Here is an 18,434-nt window from a genome sequence, read left to right on the forward strand (position 1 = left end):
CCGAAGAGGCCGGCGCTTCGTAAATTGCCGGGCATTTGTTCATCCGAACGGCAAGATGCTCAAGAACGAACTGCGCGAACGATTCAAGCGGCACCCGCTGCCGACGGCCTGAGCGAATCCCATGGCCACCACTTCACTGGGCGCATGGCCCGAGCGCAGCCGACGCCTGCTCCCAGGCGCACTGGCATGCGGCGTCGTTGCCGCAGCCGCAACCTGGGTCGCAGAACACCACGGCGCGCCCGTCATGCTGATTGCACTCCTGCTCGGCATCGCCATGAATTTCATGTCGACCGAGGTGCGCTGCACGCCGGGGATCGAGTTCTGCTCAAAGACGATGCTGCGTGCCGGCATCGCGCTGCTCGGGATGCGGATTACCTTGCCGCAGATCCTTTCGCTCGGCTGGCCGCTCGTGGCGTTCATCTCGCTCTCGGTCATCCTGATCATCGCCCTATCAATGCACGCTGCGAGGGCATTGCGCTTTGATCCGCTCTTCGGACTGCTTACAGGTGGAGCGACCGCAATCTGCGGCGCATCTGCTGCATTGGCGCTGTCAAGTGCAATGCCTCCGCACCCTCAAAAGGAGCGCGCCACCATGCTCACGGTGATCGCTGTGAGCACGCTCTCCACCCTCGCCATGGTCGCCTACCCGACGATTGCCCGCTGGATGGCATTGGATCCGCACAAGGCTGGCATCTTTCTGGGTGGAACCATTCACGACGTCGCCCAGGTCGTCGGGGCGGGCTATTCGATGTCGCAAGAGACTGGCGACACGGCCACGTTGGTCAAGCTGCTGAGGGTCGCCATGCTGCTGCCGATCGTCACCTTGACTGCGGCGATGACACGTGCCACCGCCGCTGCAGGATCGCGTCGTCCCCCACTGGTCCCATGGTTCGTCGCCGGTTTCGCGGTGCTTGTGTGCATCAATAGCGTCGGTTGCTTCTCTGCAAGCACGCAGCAACTGGGCAGTGACGTGTCGCGATGGCTGCTCGTCGTGGCGGTGGCCAGCATCGGCATGAAGACGCGACCGAAGGAACTGTTGAACGTCGGCATTCGGCCCATAGCCCTGATCCTGTGCGAGACCATCCTTCTGGCCGCGCTGGTTCTCACTTTTCTGCATGCAGCGGGCTAAGCACTACGGGAGACCTGCCGGTGTCGATGGCAACGACGGCCTTCGCAGTCTCAAGCTCCGTCTGCTGACTTCTGAACTGCTAGGTGCCTCACGATTGGTGGGCGTTGATGGCATGCATGCCCGCATCCAGCGATGCCTTGATGCGATCGCTCACGTGGCCGCTGGCATGGCGGGCGTCCGCCGAGTAAATTCCTCATTCTTCAACAGTGGGCCCCGGGTGGGCAAGCACTCCCATGGAGCACTTCAACGAAGCCCAGGCCTTCGAGATCATCAAAGCAGCACTCGAGGCAGACGCAATTAGATTGGTCGGCAACAACTCCGCCGATGCGGATGCCGCGGAGAGAAGAGCCAGAGGCGACGCAAGATACCTGGTGACGCTGTACTCTGATCTGATTGGTCAGAAGCAAAAGAGCTCGGAGTAACGTCGTCTACGAAGGCACCGAGTGATGGGACGGCTCTGTACCGGCTACCGAGCAACGCAAAAGTAGACGAATTGAATTCGAAATTACAGTAAGGCGTCGCTGTTTTGAATCGCAGTCCCGAGCACGTCAACCAAGCACCCTGCCATCCTTCTGGGCGGGCGTAGAGGATGAAGTAGACCCGACAGCGGTCCTTCCCAAGCGCAGGCCAAGGAACGCAACGGGCACGTACCCACCCATCCACCCTGCCCTTCCGAAGGACGCTTCACGCTGCAGACCTGCAGCTCAGATTGCTCTGCTGAGGGACCGCAATAGGAACCACATGGTGTCCTATCGGACAGGGCTAGATCTCACGCAGATGTCTGCGCAGCAAATGCACGGATACGCGCCTCCATCGCGCCTTCGCCCGCGGACTCGTTGCCCAGATATGCCTCCTGAACTGACGAGTCAGACAGCAGGTCGGCCGCAGTGCCTTCGGTAACGATGCGACCTGCGGCAAGCACATAGCCTCGATCCGAAACTGCGAGCGCCGCACGGGCGTTCTGCTCCACGAGCAGGAAGGTACAGCCCTGATCCCTCAGCTTTCGCGTCAGCTCCAACACCGCATTGACGAAGATGGGCGCCAAGCCCAGAGAGGGCTCATCGAGCAAGAGCAAGCGAGGTCGAGCCATCATCGCTCGCGCAATGGCCAGCATCTGTTGCTCGCCTCCACTCATGGATCGTGCCAGTTGCGACTTGCGCTCCGCGAGCTTTGGGAACGCTTCATAGCATTTTTCGAGATCGCTCTGGATCACGCCTCTGTCGTGCTGATGAAAGGCGCCCAGCAGCAAGTTGTCCTCGACCGTCATCCCAGAGAACAACTGCCGCCGCTCGGGCACCTGAATCAAGCGCTTCAGCACGATAGAGGCGGCCGGCCAATTGGTTATCTCCTTCCCATCGAAGAGGATCGATCCAGCCGTTGCCGGAAGGAGGCCCGAGATCGCTGAGAGCATGGTGGTCTTGCCGGCGCCGTTCGCGCCGAGAAGACTCACGATTTCACCCTCACGCACTACGAGATCTACGCCATGCAAGACCGTCGACTGGCCATAACCGCAAACGAGGCTGCTGATTTCAAGAAGTGCTCGGTCGGTCATGCGTTGCTCCCTACGAGATAGGCGTCGATGACGCTCTTGGCGTTGCGTACTTCATTGGGAGGTCCCTCCTCGAGCTTGCGTCCGCGGTCCAGCACCACGACGTGATCCGAGAGGCCCATGACAAGACGTAGATCGTGCTCGACGAGCAACACGGTAGTGCCAGCTGCGCGGATGCGCACGATGAGTCGGGCAAGTTCCTCGGTTTCGCTGTCGTTCAACCCTGAAGCCGGCTCGTCCATGATGATGAGTCGTGGCTCGCAAGCCAGCGCGCGGGCCAACTCCACCTGCCGTTGCTGGCCGAAAGGAAGACTCTGAGGCGATGCGCCCGCGAGCTCGCTCAGTCCGACGAACTCGAGATACTTCATGGCTTGCAGTCGTGCGTCTGCAGCTTCGCGGCGGGCATGCGGCGTTGCCGCGCATATCGCTCCGATCGAAGCATGCGCGAATCGAGTGCGTCCGGCCATGACATTTTCGAGAACGGTCATTCCACCGAACAGCTGGATCAGTTGGAAAGTTCGGGCAACGCCCAGGCGCGCGATCTCGTCAACGCGAAGATCTTGGATCTCGCGACCGTCCAGCATCACTTTCCCCGAGCTGCACGGCAGGTAACCGCACAACAGGTTGAAGGTGGTCGTCTTGCCGGCACCGTTGGGCCCGATCAAGGCCGTAATCTGTCCTTCGGGCACAGCAAAACTCACACTGTCCACCGCCTTGAGGCTGCCGAACGCGATCGAGACGTCCGAAGCCTTGAGTAGGTCGCCGGAGGGTTGCCGGTCGGTTCGAGTCGACATTGGAAGCTTTGCGACTTCCTTCGGGGTTGCCCCTGCCGCCAATGGCGCAGCACCACGTGCAGCGTCCGAGCGATCGCGCGACAGCCAGGAGCGCAGCGTTCCGACGATCCCACCCGGCATCGCGATAAGCGCGAGCACGGTGGCGATGCCCATGATCAGCATTTCCAGCAGCGGCATGGAGAAGCCTTTCATGCCCTCGCGCAAGGCCGTCACCAATGCGGCGCCAATGACGCCTCCCCATGGAGATGTCAATCCGCCGATGATGACGGAGGTCAGGATTGCAAAGCCGTACTGCAGATTGAAGACCTGCGGCTCAATCAGCCGCAAGTAGTGTGCGGTCAGGCTGCCAGCGATAGAAGCCATCGCCGCCGAAAGCACGAACATCCGAACCTTCTGCTTTGCGATGTCGATTCCAACGGAAGCGGCTCCGGCCTCTGTCGTCGCGATTGCTCGCAGGCCCAGGCCTATGCGCGACACAGCGATGTTGCGGCAGATGAAAACCGCGAGCAGCGCGAACGCCCATACGAGGTAGAAGAACGAAGCGGCCGATTCGAAGCGCCAGCCGAGCACGGAGAAGGCAGGCACGCCCGTGAGGCCCATTGCGCCACCAGTGAGTTCCATCGATTCCGATGCGACGTGAATCAGGATCAGTTGGACCGCGAGCGAGGCCATGGCCAGGACGAATCCTCGAAGCCGCAAAATCGGCTTGCCAAGCAGATAGGCGGAGATCATCGAGATGGCAGCCGATGCCAATAGCGCTGGCAATGGGCTCCATCCGGCTTTCAACGTGAGCAACCCCGACCCATATGCGCCAATGAGACAGAACGCTGCCTGGCCGAGTACAAGTTGATGCGCCAGGCCGAACATGAGCACCATGCCGGTCGCGCTGATGGCCAGCATTCCAACGACGATCAGTACTCCCAGGACGTATTCCGATTGGACGAAGAGTGGCGTTACGGCAATCAGCGCTATGAACGCCACCAGGGCGAGGCGTTCGCCAGAGAGAGAACGAGCCAGCATGACTTAGTGACCAATCATGGTGAGTTGCTGGCGCTTGCTGGAGACGCCTGCGGAAATGAGTAGATAGGCCAGGAGCAATCCGTAGACGATGATGTCGCGTGCCCCGGAAGAGACGAGTCCCGCGGCGGCCGTCTCGATCACACCAACACTGAGCGCAACCGCGACCGCTTTTTGCGGTGATCGAAATCCGGCGAGCAGGGCTGCGATGAATCCCTTCAGCCCGAAGTCGATCCCGAGCGTCCAGGACGCCAACGTGATGGGCGCGACGACTGCGCCCCCGAGGGCGGCAAGCGCACCGCCGACTGATAGAACAAGCAGCGCCACGCGCTCGGGTGCGATGCCCATGAGTCGCGCCGCCATCAGGTTCTCGGAGCAACCACGAACAGCGCGACCCCAACGAGTACGCATCAGGAAGTAGAAGACGATCGCAAGTACCAATATGGTGAGCAGCCACACCCACGCGATCTGCCATGCGAGAAACGCGCCCAGGAGTTCGAAGACGTCATCGCCACTGAAGCCTGGAAGCGGCAATGGGTCTGCGCCCGCAACGACCATCGCGAGTCCGCGCAGTACTACCGCGAAGCCAAAGGTGACGGTGACCCTGATGAAATCCGGACTGCTGCGAATTGGAGCCAGAGTCAGTCGCTCCTGTGCGAAGCCGACGAGCCCGCCAGCGGCAACCGCCGCAGCGATCGCGATCGTGAGTGGCAGTCCATGCGCGTGTGCGAACGCGGCTACCAGCGCGCCGACCATCACATACTCGCCTTGAGCGAAGTTGATGACGCCGGTCGCGTTGAAGCACAGCACGTAGCCCACGGCAACCAGCGCATAGATGCACCCGGTCGACAGGCCAGAGAAGAAGAACTGGGAAAGGGATTGCAGATCCATGGGCGGCCTGTCGCGACGCTTGTCGCCTATTGCGCAATGACGAAGCGCTCGCCGTCGTGCTCAGCCACGGTCAGGCCTCGGTAGTCCTGCCCGATGTGGTTCTCGGGTGTGTAGGTAAACGGCCCGTTGATCGCCGGCACGTCCTTGGCCTGTTCGATCTTGTCCCGAAGAGCTTTTCGATCAGGTCCCGCCGCGGCCGTCGCCCATTCCGTCAGGATGCCGTGATCCCAGCCGAACGTCGTGAAGAGGGTCCCCTTTTTCTCGAGCGCCTTTTCCATCTCAGCGTACAGCTTGCCGGATGGACCAGGGACGCCCGCGCCAAGACTTCCGATGTTCGTCGCCATGTACAGGCCCTTGGCGTTGGCTGCTCCTCCAATGCTCTCGAAGAAGGTTCGCGAGATGGTCGCCTGGGTCATCGCCAGGGGGAACGGCAGGCGCAGCTGCCGGTACTGCTTGTAGATCAGGATCGCAGGCGCCGCTGCAGCAGCGATGTAGACCACATCCGGGCGGCTAGCGCGCAGCTTGGTGAGTTGCGTCGCGAAGTTGGTGTCCTGGTTCTGGAACGTTTCGGCCGCCACGATCTCGGCGCCGTTGTCGGCTGCGAGCTTCTTGATGGTGAGGATCTCCGCCTGGCCGTAGCCGTCATTCGGGTACATGACGCCGATTCGTTTGAAGTTCTTCTTGGCCATCCAAACGATCAGCGCCTTTTGGAAGTCGGCTGTACCCGGCGCCACCTTGAAAAGATAGGGCGCCGGAGGCACACCGATCTGATCCACGATCCCCCCGCAGATCACGGGCACCTTGTATTCGTCGGTGACCGCCTTAACCGCGAGGATTGCGCTTGAGGCACTCGCCAGCCAGATGAGGGAGGTGTCCGGTGCGCTCGCCAACCGCTTGAACGCGCTCAGCGAGCCAACCGAGGTGCTTTCGTCGTCGATCAGCTCGAAGCCGACCGGCCGGCCCTTGAAGCCACCTCGCTGATTCCAGGCTTTGACATAGGCCTTGGCGCCCTCGGCGTACTCGGTACCGAATGCTGCTGCAACGCCCGTCAGAGGCGCGATCATCCCGATCTTCAGGGGGCCCTGCTGGGCGAACGCGCGCGCCGACCAGGTCGTGGACACTGCTGCAAGGGCTGCGGCCTGAATCAAGCCGCGGCGGGTTCGGTCGGGTGCAACGGACATAAGGGTCTCCTGAGGGTTAAAGTTGCGAAGCTCGATTTCGTTAGGTCAATCGTATAGGCCACAAGTTGGCGTCGTGATAGGTGTTTGTCCTATATGTCACTGGAGGGTATTCGTATGAAAGTAGGTCACATGAATAGTTTTTGGAAGACGACGGAGCTGGCCCGATGAGCCGCAGCGATCCCTTTGTCAAGGCGCTGGACTCGGCAGAGGCTCAGTTCGCGGAACGCGGTTATCACGGCGTCTCGATGCGCCAAGTCGCCGAAGGCGCCGGCATCTCCGTTTCGCTGGTCCAGTACCACTTCAAGACCAAAGAAGCTCTTTTTTCCGCCGTCATGGAAAGGCGGATCGTCGCGATCAACCATCGCCGACTCGCACTGCTGGACGCGGTGGAGGTCAATTGCAAGCCGTCTGGCAAGCCCGCTGTCGAGGACGTCTTGCAGGCGTTCTTGGAGCCCACTGTTCTGCTCTCCCGAGACAAGGCGTCCGGGGGCAACTACTACGCTCAGTTGATCGCGCAAGTGACCAACGATCCCCAGCCACATGCGCGGAACATATCGCGCTCCTTCACCGATCCGATCGCCAGGCAAACGCTCCGGGTCTTGCACCTGGCATTGCCCGAGCTGGATCGCGCCACATTGGCGTGGTGTTACGTGTTTGCCGTGGGATCGATGATTGCCGCGATTTCGCCGACCGGTCGCGTTCGCTTGCTGTCCAACAACGAAGCGGACCCAGACGATGTGAAAACGGTGATGTCGCTGCTCGTGCCTTTCCTCACTGGTGCGTTCGAGCGGATCGCAGCCATGAGCAAAGCAGGAACGCTCGCGTTGACACCCAGGTCGCTGGCAACTGTTCTACCGCTGCCTGATGCGAACTACCCGCAGCAGGCCGAGTCGCCGACCGACTCGCCGCCAACGTCCCCATCACGTCGCAAGGCCAAACCGGCCACTGCGAAATCAATCGCAACCCGTAAAACCTGAAGGAAACCCAAGATGTCTTCACGTCGCACCCTCATCCGCGGGGGGCATGTCCTCACGATCGATCCCTCCATCCCTGATCTGCCGGTGGGCGATGTTCTGATCGAAGGAAATGTCATTCAAGCGGTCGGCCCCAATCTGCAGGTTGCAGATGCCGAAGTGGTCGACGCGAAGGGCATGGTCGTCTGCCCCGGGTTTGTGGACACCCACAGACACACGTGGCAGACCCAGTTACGCACGGTCGCCTCCGACTACACCTTGTCGGACTATGGCCTGAACATTCGCCTTGGCTATAGCTCGTTCTACGAGCCGCAAGACGCCTTCCTTGGCAACTACGCGGGCGCCCTTGAGGCCTTGAACGCGGGCGTGACGACGATCGTGGACCACTGCCACATCCTCAACTCCCCTGAACACGCCGACGAGGCCCTGCGCGGCCTGCGGGAAGCCGGCGGGCGAGCGGTCTGGTGCTACGGGCTCTTTCCCAATCCGAAACATCATCCGTTCCGTTTCGACGATTTCGATCCGAGCTGGCGCCTCGATGACGCCAGGCGAATTCGCAAAGGGGCGCTCGCGAGCGATGACGGTCCGGTCTACATGGGACTTGCCCCAGCCGAGGTGGAAAAGCCGGCGTTCGAAGCGGTCGCCGAGGAAGTGCGGTTTGGTCGCGAGATCGGCGCAAAGGTCATCTCTTGCCACGTGGCTATGGGGGGCCACAGCGTCCATGTTCGCCCGTCCGTCACCACCAACCTCGGCAGGGCCCTGTTGCTGGGGCCGGACATCTTGCTCGTACATGGGAACTCCCTGAGCAGGCACGAACTGGGCATGGTGCGCGACCACGGTGCAGCGATTTCGGCTACGCCGGAGATCGAGGTGCAGATGGGAATGGGCAGGCCCATCCTCGGGGCCGCGCTGCGAGCCGGCGCAAAGATCGGACTGGGTGTCGACATCGTCTCGAACATCGGCGGCGACATGTTCCACCCCATGCGCTCTGCCTTGGTCGAAGAGCGCGGGGCGGACAACGACGTGCTTTTCAAGAACGATCAGATTCCGCGACGGCTGGAGTTCCGCTGCCGCGATGTGCTCCGCGTCGCGACGATGGGCGGAGCCGAGGCGATCGGGCTCGATTCAAAGATCGGCAGCCTCACGCCAGGCAAGAAGGCGGACGTCATCTGCGTGCGACGCACCAGCTTCAACACCATGGGCGCATGGGACCCGGAAGCCACGCTCGTGCACTACGCCACGCCGAATGATGTGGACAGCGTCTGGGTCGACGGACGCGCAATCAAGCGCAATGGGGCACTGCTGGGCGTGCAACAACCGTCGATCGTCGAACAGGTCTGGGCTTCGAGAGAGCGACTGGAAAGGCAGTACCGGGAGATCAACATCGACCAGTTGCGCTCCACCAAGGGATACCAGCGGGAGAACTACGGGAACTGATCGAGGCAAGGGCCTGAAGCCCTTGGGTAAGGCCAGTCGCTGACGCGGCTGGCCTTTCCGCTTTCTTCAGTTGTCCAGGATCGCGACGGCGCGCGTCCATCCGGCAGACGCACGGTGGATCTTCACCGGAAAGCAAATGACGGTGAACCCGAACGCAGGGAGCTGTTCGAGGTTGCACAGCTTTTCCATTTGCCAGTACGCCATCTCTCTGCCCGCCTTGTGCCCTTCCCACAGAAGGGACCGGTCGCCGGTCTCCTTGAAGCGCTGGGCCGTCGCCTTGAACGCCGGATCCCAGGTATAGGAATCGGTACCGACTACCTTCACCCCCATCTCCAGCAGATGTAGCGTAGCTGCTCGGCCAAATCCGCAGGCGCAGTCGGCGAAGTCCGGATCTCTGTGACGCTGGCCGCTCACGGTGTTGGCCAGCACGATGTCCAACGGCTGGATCTGGTAACCGATGCGCTGCAGCTCCCGATCGATGTCCTCGGGTTGCACGATGTAGCCCGCATCCAGATGTCGGAAATCGAGCTTGACGCCCGGCCGGAAGCACACCTCCAACGGGACTTGGTCGATCGTTGGGGACGGCTCTCCGCCTGGAATGAGTCGATGGTTGGTCGTGGAGTGGTAGTGCCACGGCGCATCCATATGGGTGCCCGCGTGGGTGCTGAGGGAAACCCTCTCCACCGCCCAGCCCTCGCCGTCCAGCAGATCCCCTTCTTCAAGGCCGCCGAAGGCACGGCTGAAGACCTCGAATGAGCCGCGGTGATCCACGTAGTCGATCTTGGGTTGATGGCCCGGGGGGCTCGTGGGGCGATCTTCGAAAACGACCGACAGATCGACGAAACGGCGACTTGGGGAAATGTTCATGGCAACTCCTATTGACTATATGAATGACCAATTGTGTTCGCACCACGTGCCGCATCAATAGAGTCAAACCTCCATTGCTACACCGACTCATCTACTATACGATTGACCTATTCTTCAAGGAGATATATGGCGCCCGACATCAACGAAACCCATGACGCCCAGCTGAGAACTTGGGTTCCTTCCACCTTGCCGGACGCGGCGAGCTTCCCCATTCAGAACCTGCCCTACGGGCGATTCATTTCCCCGCGCTCCGGACGCCCAGTACCATGCGTCGCGATCGGAGACTCCGTGCTCGACTTGGAAGCGGCGGTCTTGGCGGGCGCTCTCGATGGCAAGGCCGCGGAGGCTGTGGCGGCATGCCGGCTCGGTTGGCTCAACGATCTCATGGCGCTGCCGCGGGAGTCCGCATCGGCCCTGCGTCTGAGCCTTTCGCGCATCCTGCGGAAGGACTCGCGCGTGAGTGAAGCGCTGAAGGCTTGCCTGTCGCCTCGCCATGAAGCACACATGCTCAAGCCCGTTGATGTTCGCAACTTCTCCGACTTCTTCACCTCCGTCAATCACGCACGCAACTCCGGCAAGCTCAAGCGTCCGGACAACCCGCTGTTCGCGAACTTCCACTCTCTCCCCGTGGCCTACCATGGCCGCGCATCGACGCTGGTTGTGAGCGGCACTGAGTTCGCGCGGCCTATGGGTCAGTTCCTTCCGGAGGGCTCCTCCCAACCAGTCTTCAAGCCGAGCGAGGCCGTTGACTTTGAATGCGAATTGGGTGTGTATGTTGGCAAGGGAAATGCGTTGGGTGAACGCATCAGCCTTCAAGACGCACCAGATCACATCTTTGGTTTTTCAATCCTGAACGACTGGTCGGCCCGCGACATTCAATCGTGGGAATCCGCTCCTCTCGGCCCCTTCCTTGCCAAGAGCTTCATCTCAACGCTAAGCCCATGGGTGGTCACGCTGGAGGCGCTCGCTCCATTTCGCATTCCTGCAGCACCTCGAGAGGCGGGTGCGCCCGAGCTCCTGAGCCACCTCAACGATCCGAAGGATCGGGCAAAAGGTGGGCTGTCTCTGGAATTCGAGGTTCGGTTGTTGACCCCAACGATGCGGGCCGCCGGCGAAGCAGCCACGTTGATCTCACAGCCTCAATTCAAGGACCAGTACTGGACCGCCTTCCAGATGCTGACTCACCAGACCAGCAATGGGTGCGCGGTTGAGACTGGCGATCTTCTCGGAACCGGCACGATCTCAGGCCCGAATTCGGCCGAACTAGGCTGTCTGATGGAACTGACACTCGGTGGCAAGAGGAAGATTCTTCTGCCGAACGGAGAGAGCCGGGGGTACCTCGAAGACGGAGATGAGCTGATCATTTCTGCGCAAGCGACCGCACCAGGTTGCGTTTCGATCGGCTTCGGCCGTTCAACCGGCAGGGTGCTCGTAGCGCAGGCCTGATCGCGATCGCGCACCTCCCGGGAGACCGCCACTGATTGGTGGCGCGTCTCACCGCATCCGCTTCTCCTTTTCTCCCCACCACTAAAGTCATTCAGGCTGCGGCTCGATGTCGCTAGCCGGTTGCCGTCCTCTCTGCCTCCCCCGCAGAAGCGTCCGTGCCAAGAAAAAGCGGCCCGTAGGCCGCAACTGGTTGGATGACGAAGCCAACGGTTTACGAACTCGTCAGCTTCCGCGCCCTGAGCGCGCTCCTTCGACTACACCCGGATGACCCGGCCCTCCTTCGAATCACTGGAACCCGCATATCTGTCGATAGGCTTGTCCATCGCCGCGGCGAGGCCACCTTGCTCCTCGAATCGGGCGAGCAGGTGATCGTGCGTTGAGGACAACAACGAAACAGCCCTTCCTTCGTCGCAGGTGAGTCGATGATCTCGTTTGACGAAGCGACCTCCGACCATGACCGTGGAGAGAGTGTCTGCGCCGCCGTGCAGCAGGATTGCGGCCTCAGGATTGCTTCTGGGCCAGCCCAGCATCGAGAGACCACGGGCGTCGTGCAAGAGAATGTCGGCCGCCTTGCCCGGCGTGAGCGAGCCGATCTGGTCGCCAAGGCCCAGCGCCTGCGCTCCGCCCAACGTTCCCCAATGCAGAGCCTCGGCGCAGCTGATCGGAACACCCTTATCAAGCTTGCCCGATTCGGCTTGGGTGAGCATGCGCCTACCTGTTTGCAGGAGCAATCGCAGCTGGAAGCGAAGGTCGGCGCTGTTGTTCGAAAGAATGTCGATACCCAGGCCCACATTGATGCCGTGGCGTCGCGTCTCCTCAATGACGGGCCACCCCATGTTCATCTGAAGCTCTGTCTCCGGCGTGATCGAGACATGCGCGCCCGCGTCGGCCACTGCGTGCCACTCGTCCGGTTGAGAGTGATTCATGTGCACAAGCGTGAGGTCGGAACCCAGCAACCCTTCCTCCACGAGCTGGCCCACATCACGTCGAGGCGTGCCGTCGAAGATGTTTCGCGTGGAATTGGCATGCCAGAAGATGTGAGCATCGAGCTCGCGCGCCACACGGAACTGTCGAGCGCCGTACGCGCGATCGGCCCAGAACCATGACTCTTCGGGCGAAACGGCGAGAGTGAGCAAGCTGTCCTTTGACGCGAAGTATTTGCTTGCTGTGCGACGCAGGTAGTCTTCCCGATCCTGCAGGCTGGTGAAGGCGGGATTGGGCAACGGCGGCCGATTGAAACCATAGCTCCAGACCACCCGTGCCCCCGACTCCTGGTTGCCTCGAATGCTTTCCTCGACGTGGTCGGGAGAGTTCAGGTTGTGGCAGTAGTCAGCGGTTGTGGTCACTCCTTCGCGCAGGCCTTGGAGCAAGCCGCCCAACTGTGCCGCGTACATGTCTTCCGGGCGGTAGCACGATGCAACGAACAATCTGATGCCAGAGACGTAGTCGCGGATCGACCAGTCCGCGGTGATGCCGCGCACCGCGCTTTGCCATACGTGGTGATGGGTATCCACGAAGCCCGGCGAAGCAATGTGGCCGGTTGCATCGACGACTTCGCATGCGGCGAGGTCGACCTCTTGCGCGAGGTCGGGCCGCACTGCAGTAATGCGCCCGTTCTCGACCAGGATGTCTGCTCCGTCTACGTTGCCGATCGTCGGGTCGACCGAGACGACGAATGCGTTTCGAATGAGTGTTTTCATGGGACTTCCCTTGTTTGCGCGTCTAGATCTTCTGCCAGCGGCTGCGACCTACGCGGAGTGCATATAGAAGAATGCAAGCGACCGCCATAAAGCCGATTGCGCAGATCAGCGGCACCTTGTACGAGCCCGTGATGTCATACAGCTTCCCAGTCATGCCTGGGCCGATGGCGCCACCGATCAGGAACAGGCCAAAGATGCCGCCGTATGCGGTCCCGTAGGAACGCACAGTGAAGTAGCGTGCCGTCAGGAAAGCCAGGAGGTCGATCTCGGCGCCGACGGCCAGGCCGGAGATCACTGCTCCCGGGAGCGCCATTGCACTTCCGCCAAGTGCCAGCAGCGCTAGACCGACGACGACCAGGCCGAACATGCCGAGCGCAATCAGTTCGGCATCGATCTTGTCGAGCAGGTACCCCGTGAGGAGTCGGCCAAAGATGACGGCAAAGCCAATCGACGAAGCAAGCTTTGCAGCGCTCGCCGCAGTGATTCCTGCATCGACCAGCATCGGGACAAAGTGCACGACGACACTGATGACGCCTAGCGCCGCGAGCAGGAAGATACCTCCGAGAAGCAAGAACGGTGCACTGAGCCAGATGGTCCGCACCGAAGCATTCGGAACTTCACTCGACGCGGCATCCTTGCTGCCTGCTGCAATGAGGGCGCGCTGCGTATACAGGATGCAGCCCACGACGGCGCAGGCCACCAGCACGACGATGCCCAAGGCCTGATAGGCGCTTCGCCAGCCCGCCTCGGCAAGGTACGGCAACAGAAGCGCGGGAATCAGGATGGCGCCAACGCCCGGTCCCGTCAGCATGATGCCAAAGGCGACGCCACGGCGCTTGCGGAAGGTGGCCACGATCATTCGACTGAACGAGACCGCCGTGGTGCCGGCGCCGAGTATGGCGATCAGCATCGACAAGGCGATGAATGTCGATAGGCTTTGCGTGAAGTTGGCCAAGAGGAAGAAGCCGAGCGACAGGCCCAACCCCGAGACCAGCGAGATCATGATGGGCCCGAAGCGATCGACGGCACGACCGATAACGGGTGCCACCACGGCGGCCGTCAGATAGCAAAAGAGCGGGCTCATCGACACCTGCCCACGGGTCAGGCCCAGTTCCTTCGCCACGGGCACCAGGAAGAGGCCGGAAGAATAGAAGTAGGTCGAACTGAATCCTGCAGTGACGCCGATCAGACACGCAAGCAGGACCAGCCAGCCGCGCGAAAATTCGCCCACGCTATCGTCGTAGTTGGGTGCCACTGCGTTCAATCCGTTGGCGGTGTTGTTCATGTCATAAACCTCGCATGTGTGGGCAGGTTTCACTATTCGCGATGACCGTCGATGAGCACGAAGGCAATTCGCGCCATTTCCTTGGATCGGTTGCGCCAGCCGTGGCGGGTGCCGCGTTGAATCAGCACGTCGCCCGGTCGCATCACGTGTTCGCCGTCGTCCATGAGCGCAACAAGTTCACCGGCCAACAGGATTGCGTAGTCAATCGAATCGGTCGTGTGCATGGCGGGGTCTCCCTTGCCGTCGCGATGAGCGTCGTTTCCAAAGGTGCGGGCGAAGGTCGCCTGCACGCCGCGCGCGAACTCTTCCGGATCAGTCGGATCGGGCGGAAAGTCGATGATGCGTAGGACCGACCCTCCGCTGGGGGGTCGAATGCCGACATGTTCGGCGATCGTGTCGGGAGCCTCGATGCGGGCCGGCGTTTCAGTTGTTCGCCAGATTTCCGTCACGAGGTAGCCGGGCCGCGCGTCCGAGGTGCGCGTCGTCGGCGATGGGCCAACAGATTGGAACGTGGAGCGCCCCTCGGCGTCGATCGCGGTCACCAAGCGTCGGATAGGAGGCAGACCGGGTTTGAAGATGTCTGACATAGGTCTTGAAACAGTGGTATCGTTAACCAACAGCAGTTTCCAACAGGTGTTTGAAATATGTGCTTAGGGAAATCCCTTGCTTCTGGCGCGGAACTGTCTGCCGAGCGCGAACTGCCGCCCCGGCTGCCTCGCGAAGGGGAATGACGATGGCGAACGGTCGAACTCCCAAGGACTCCTTGGCCACTGAGAAGCTTCTTCGGGCGGCGGAGACGCTGTTCGCTCAGCACGGCATTGAAAAGGCTTCGCTGCGCGACATCACTGCCCTCGCGGGCGTCAACGTGGCCTCGGTGAACTACCACTTCGGCTCGAAGGACGTGCTGGTAGAAGCGGTCTTCGCAAGCTTGGCTGAGCGGGTCAACGACGCACGGTCGCGCGCGCTGGATGAGTTGTGTGCGAGCGCACGTGAGAGAGGTGATGTGGCGAGCGTCGAGGAAATCGTTCAGGTATTCCTGCACCCATACCTTGCGCCGAACGAGCAGACTCACGGCGAACTTCTTGCTCAGTTTCTGCTGCTCAATCGCATGAGTCCGTCACCGATCACCACGAAGATCATGGAGCAACATTTCGATCCCATGGCGCGCAAGTTCATCAGCGCCTTGGGCGATGCGCTTCCAGGCACGACACTCAAGACGCTGTATTGGCGCTACAACTTCATGGCCACGACCGTGTTCATGTCGGTCACGGACAAGGCGCGCGACAGCCGCGTGGCACGCCTTTCTGGAGGGATTGCGGATCCCGCGAACCGCAAGGAACTGGAGGCTGAGTTGATCGCCTATGTCGCAGCAGCGATGCGGGGTCCCGCGCCAGTAGCCAAGCAGCGCCCGCAGCGGCAACGGCAAACATGAACCTCAGTTTTTAGCTTGCGTTGGTCAGGCTTCTCACGCTGAAGCCGGTGCGCACGCTGGCCGGTTGGCTCGACGAGGGCGTCCAAGAAGGCTAGAGGGCAGAGAGCGACCCCAAGCGAAATGGAGCGACCGCTCGACTCGAAAGCGGTCTTTTCGATGACTCGGACCAAGGTCCGCAAAGGGCAGTACCCGCCCTTCCACCCTGCACTCCTGAAGGACGCTTCACGCTGCGAAGTCGCAGTCCGGAGCACGACGAGAGCGGATCGGGTCCTCCCCTGTTGTTCACGCGCCCCGTCCAATAGGCAGCATCTGCGAAATTCAAGCGGCTGATCACATCGCCGGCAAGCCCGGACTTCGCCATGCGGGCGATCTGCATCACGATCACACAATCTCCATCTGGATGACGATCGCACCGCTCGCGCGGTTGTCGGCCGACTTCAGATATGGCAACCGATCGGGCGCGCCTATCATCACCATCCATGGCGACGAGGAAATCTAGCTTAGCTTCGCCCCTGAGGGCACCGGCCATTGATTCGGATCAATCGCAATAGAGGGGACCGTTCATCTTGGCCGCTCTTCCTCGAACGCCAGACTGGCGGCGGCACTTCGCCAAGAGGCACTCTTCTATTCCGGCTTGAACCCTATCGACTGCAGCATGGAGCCGACGCGGTCTGAGTCGGCCTTCAGGCTGGCCACGATCTCGGAGACGCTGCGCGGCGCTAGAACCTCGAAGCCAAGTTCGAAGAAGCGATCTCGCACCGATTGCTGCGTCAAGATCATCAGAGCAGCCTCGCGTACCCGCGCCTGCGCAACGCTCGGCACGTCGGGCGTGCACCACAGGCCCATCCAGCTCATCCCCTCGAGATTCGGAAACCCGAGCTCAGTGAAAGTGGGCACGTCGGGCAGCAGGGGCGAGCGCTTGGGCGTGCTCACGGCGATCGCCTTGATCTTGCCGCTCTTGAGCAACGGCAGCGACGTGCCGATGCCGTCGAACATCAGCGGCACGTTGTTGCCCATCACATCGATCAGCGCCGGCGAGGAGCCCTTGTAGCCCACATGTATGAGGTCGAGCCCGGCCTCCTTGTTGAGCAGCAGGCCGAGTACGTGGCTCAGCGTGCCGGGACTGTACGAGGCATAACTGAATTTGCCCGGATTGGCCTTCACGTAGGCGATCAAATCCTTGAGGTTGCTGGCCGGGAAACCTGCGTTGGCCACGAGCACGAGGCCGCTGCGTGCCAGCTCGACGATCGGCTGCAGCGAGCGCCCCATGTCGATCTTTAGCTTCACGGCATGCGGAATTTCGCTGACGAGCGAGTTGACGCCTACCAGCAACGTGTGACCGTCGTGCGGCGACTGCAGCAGGTCGTTGACAGCAATCGCTCCAGCCGCTCCAGACTTGGGCTCGACAAATGCGGTCTGGCCAAGGCCCCTTGACAGCGGATCGGCAATCAGGCGCGCGACGATGTCGGCGGTGCCCCCGGCCGTGCCAGCGGCAATCACCCGCAGCGGCTTGCTGGGAAAGCTCTGCGCTCGAGCCGCAATGCCGAAGGCGCTCAGGGCTGCTGCGGCCAGCATGGCGCGCCGTGTAGGGTGGGGAAGCAGTGAACTGTTCATGATGTGCCCGTCTTGTCGGCTTGAATCTGGAACGGCGAGTGCTAGGCCACTTTTCGCAAATATCCCTGCTGACGACCCGAGGGGTTGGGCGCGAATCCGTTGGCGGCGAGCGTTTCCTCCACGGTGTCGTGGAAGACGCCGATCTTCAGGATCTCGCGGGCTTCCTTGCCCGTGGCGATCTCGCGCCCGAACTCGCGCGAGATTCGCACCAGCTGCTCGATCTGCCTGACAGTCGACATCTTCCCGGTGCGCGTCTGGTTCCAGAGGTTGTCCTCGATGCCGCAGCGCACATGCAGGCCGAGCGCGATGCCCATCATGTTGATGGGCAGCACATTGAGCATGGTGCTTTCCACCGTCAGCATTGCGCCGTCCGGGATGGCGCGCAGGAAATTGGCCAGGTTGTAGATGTTGGGTGCATCCATGCCACCGCCAATCGCCACCCAGTTCATCACGAGCGGGCCCTTGTAGACGCCGCGCCGAATCAGGCGCTCCACGGACTCGTAGCTGTTGATGTTGTAGAACTGGAAGGCACTCTGGATGCCGGCGGCGCTCAGCCGCCGAATGTGCTCCTCTATGAAGCCGGGGCCCGAGGGCACGATCATCTCGCGGTAGGCCTGATAGGTCTCGCCGCCCATGGAGGTGCCGGCGATGTCCCGGATGTCCATCTGCTCCACGACGTTCATCTGCGTCGTATTGACGGTGACCGTCACCTGATCCGGCTTGGGATCGAGTTCGGCCAGCATGTGGCGCGTGTCGTCCTTCAACCACTTCGCGGCCGCTCCATCGGCTTCAGGGGCGAAGGAGATCGAGCCGCCCACTTGAATGACCATGTCCGGCACTGCGCGGCGAACGCCTGCGATCAACTCGTTGAACATCGACAGGCGCTTGGAGCCCTTGCCGTCCAGTTCACGCACGTGAAGATGCAGCACCGTCGCGCCGGCGTTGTAGCAGTCGACCGCCTTCTGCACCTGCTCTTCCATCGTGACCGGGATGTCTTCGGGGAAGTCGGAGGGAAACCACTCCGGACCGTAGGGTGCAGCGGTGATGACCAGCTTGTCCTGGTTCTCGGGAAATAGAGAGCCGTCGAGGAAGTTCATGTCTGTTCCTGAAAAGGGTTG

Annotated in this window: 16 protein-coding genes; 6 read left to right on the forward strand and 10 right to left on the reverse strand. The window is 61.4% G+C overall.

Going from position 1 to position 18,434, the window contains the following annotated elements:
- Positions 1-121 precede the first annotated feature (121 nt).
- Together VAR608DRAFT_RS16735 and VAR608DRAFT_RS16740 are read left to right on the forward strand one after the other, a co-directional pair.
- The gene (locus VAR608DRAFT_RS16735; RefSeq protein WP_088955079.1) at positions 122-1,129 is read left to right on the forward strand and encodes a YeiH family protein; all 1,008 of its coding nucleotides are present in this window, start codon (positions 122-124) and stop codon (positions 1,127-1,129) included.
- Between the two features lie 233 nt (positions 1,130-1,362).
- Positions 1,363-1,551 carry a hypothetical protein gene (locus VAR608DRAFT_RS16740; RefSeq protein WP_088955080.1) on the forward strand — a complete coding sequence of 63 codons (189 nt, stop codon included), beginning with the start codon at positions 1,363-1,365 and terminating at the stop codon, positions 1,549-1,551.
- A gap of 347 nt (positions 1,552-1,898) precedes the next feature.
- On the opposite strand, the gene VAR608DRAFT_RS16745 is transcribed toward VAR608DRAFT_RS16740, so the two are convergent.
- Genes VAR608DRAFT_RS16745 through VAR608DRAFT_RS16760 form a run of 4 tightly spaced genes read right to left on the reverse strand, consistent with a single transcriptional unit; the run spans position 1,899 to position 6,561 of the window.
- Positions 1,899-2,681: an ABC transporter ATP-binding protein gene (locus VAR608DRAFT_RS16745; RefSeq protein ID WP_088955081.1), complete on the reverse strand. Its 783-nt coding sequence runs from the start codon at positions 2,679-2,681 to the stop codon at positions 1,899-1,901.
- Positions 2,678-4,492: a branched-chain amino acid ABC transporter ATP-binding protein/permease gene (locus VAR608DRAFT_RS16750; protein WP_088955082.1), complete on the reverse strand. Its 1,815-nt coding sequence runs from the start codon at positions 4,490-4,492 to the stop codon at positions 2,678-2,680. The genes VAR608DRAFT_RS16745 and VAR608DRAFT_RS16750 overlap by 4 nt, the downstream gene beginning before the upstream one ends.
- 3 nt (positions 4,493-4,495) lie before the next feature.
- The gene (locus VAR608DRAFT_RS16755; RefSeq protein ID WP_088955083.1) at positions 4,496-5,380 is read right to left on the reverse strand and encodes a branched-chain amino acid ABC transporter permease; all 885 of its coding nucleotides are present in this window, start codon (positions 5,378-5,380) and stop codon (positions 4,496-4,498) included.
- A gap of 26 nt (positions 5,381-5,406) precedes the next feature.
- Positions 5,407-6,561 (reverse strand): ABC transporter substrate-binding protein, encoded by a 1,155-nt coding sequence (locus VAR608DRAFT_RS16760; protein ID WP_088955084.1) that lies wholly within the window; start codon positions 6,559-6,561, stop codon positions 5,407-5,409.
- A gap of 164 nt (positions 6,562-6,725) precedes the next feature.
- Here VAR608DRAFT_RS16760 and VAR608DRAFT_RS16765 point away from each other — a divergent pair, with 164 nt between their 5' ends.
- Positions 6,726-7,538 carry a TetR/AcrR family transcriptional regulator gene (locus VAR608DRAFT_RS16765; RefSeq protein WP_088955085.1) on the forward strand — a complete coding sequence of 271 codons (813 nt, stop codon included), beginning with the start codon at positions 6,726-6,728 and terminating at the stop codon, positions 7,536-7,538.
- A gap of 12 nt (positions 7,539-7,550) precedes the next feature.
- The gene (locus tag VAR608DRAFT_RS16770) at positions 7,551-8,972 is read left to right on the forward strand and encodes an amidohydrolase family protein (protein ID WP_088955086.1); all 1,422 of its coding nucleotides are present in this window, start codon (positions 7,551-7,553) and stop codon (positions 8,970-8,972) included.
- Between the two features lie 66 nt (positions 8,973-9,038).
- On the opposite strand, the gene VAR608DRAFT_RS16775 is transcribed toward VAR608DRAFT_RS16770, so the two are convergent.
- Entirely contained in the window at positions 9,039-9,839 is an 801-nt protein-coding gene (locus tag VAR608DRAFT_RS16775; protein WP_088955087.1) for a cyclase family protein, read from the reverse strand.
- Positions 9,840-9,965: 126 nt separating this feature from the next.
- On the opposite strand from VAR608DRAFT_RS16775, the gene fahA reads away from it, so the two are divergent.
- The gene (gene fahA / locus VAR608DRAFT_RS16780) at positions 9,966-11,285 is read left to right on the forward strand and encodes a fumarylacetoacetase (protein ID WP_088955088.1); all 1,320 of its coding nucleotides are present in this window, start codon (positions 9,966-9,968) and stop codon (positions 11,283-11,285) included.
- Between the two features lie 254 nt (positions 11,286-11,539).
- On the opposite strand, the gene VAR608DRAFT_RS16785 is transcribed toward fahA, so the two are convergent.
- Genes VAR608DRAFT_RS16785 through VAR608DRAFT_RS16795 form a run of 3 tightly spaced genes read right to left on the reverse strand, consistent with a single transcriptional unit; the run spans position 11,540 to position 14,812 of the window.
- Positions 11,540-12,985 (reverse strand): amidohydrolase family protein, encoded by a 1,446-nt coding sequence (locus VAR608DRAFT_RS16785; RefSeq protein WP_088955089.1) that lies wholly within the window; start codon positions 12,983-12,985, stop codon positions 11,540-11,542.
- Between the two features lie 22 nt (positions 12,986-13,007).
- Positions 13,008-14,270 carry an MFS transporter gene (locus VAR608DRAFT_RS16790; RefSeq protein WP_088955090.1) on the reverse strand — a complete coding sequence of 421 codons (1,263 nt, stop codon included), beginning with the start codon at positions 14,268-14,270 and terminating at the stop codon, positions 13,008-13,010.
- Between the two features lie 32 nt (positions 14,271-14,302).
- Complete coding sequence (locus VAR608DRAFT_RS16795; protein ID WP_231973536.1) at positions 14,303-14,812, reverse strand: cupin domain-containing protein; 510 nt, start codon at positions 14,810-14,812, stop codon at positions 14,303-14,305.
- 185 nt (positions 14,813-14,997) lie between these two features.
- On the opposite strand from VAR608DRAFT_RS16795, the gene VAR608DRAFT_RS16800 reads away from it, so the two are divergent.
- Positions 14,998-15,702, forward strand: a complete 705-nt coding sequence (locus VAR608DRAFT_RS16800; RefSeq protein WP_088955092.1) for a TetR/AcrR family transcriptional regulator — start codon at positions 14,998-15,000, stop codon at positions 15,700-15,702.
- A gap of 624 nt (positions 15,703-16,326) precedes the next feature.
- On the opposite strand, the gene VAR608DRAFT_RS16805 is transcribed toward VAR608DRAFT_RS16800, so the two are convergent.
- Together VAR608DRAFT_RS16805 and VAR608DRAFT_RS16810 are read right to left on the reverse strand one after the other, a co-directional pair.
- Positions 16,327-17,316 (reverse strand): Bug family tripartite tricarboxylate transporter substrate binding protein, encoded by a 990-nt coding sequence (locus VAR608DRAFT_RS16805; protein WP_088955093.1) that lies wholly within the window; start codon positions 17,314-17,316, stop codon positions 16,327-16,329.
- Between the two features lie 41 nt (positions 17,317-17,357).
- The gene (locus VAR608DRAFT_RS16810; RefSeq protein ID WP_088955094.1) at positions 17,358-18,413 is read right to left on the reverse strand and encodes a 3-keto-5-aminohexanoate cleavage protein; all 1,056 of its coding nucleotides are present in this window, start codon (positions 18,411-18,413) and stop codon (positions 17,358-17,360) included.
- Between the last annotated feature and the right edge of the window lie 21 nt (positions 18,414-18,434).

It is taken from the genome of Variovorax sp. HW608 (genome assembly GCF_900090195.1).
GTDB lineage: Bacteria > Pseudomonadota > Gammaproteobacteria > Burkholderiales > Burkholderiaceae_C > Variovorax.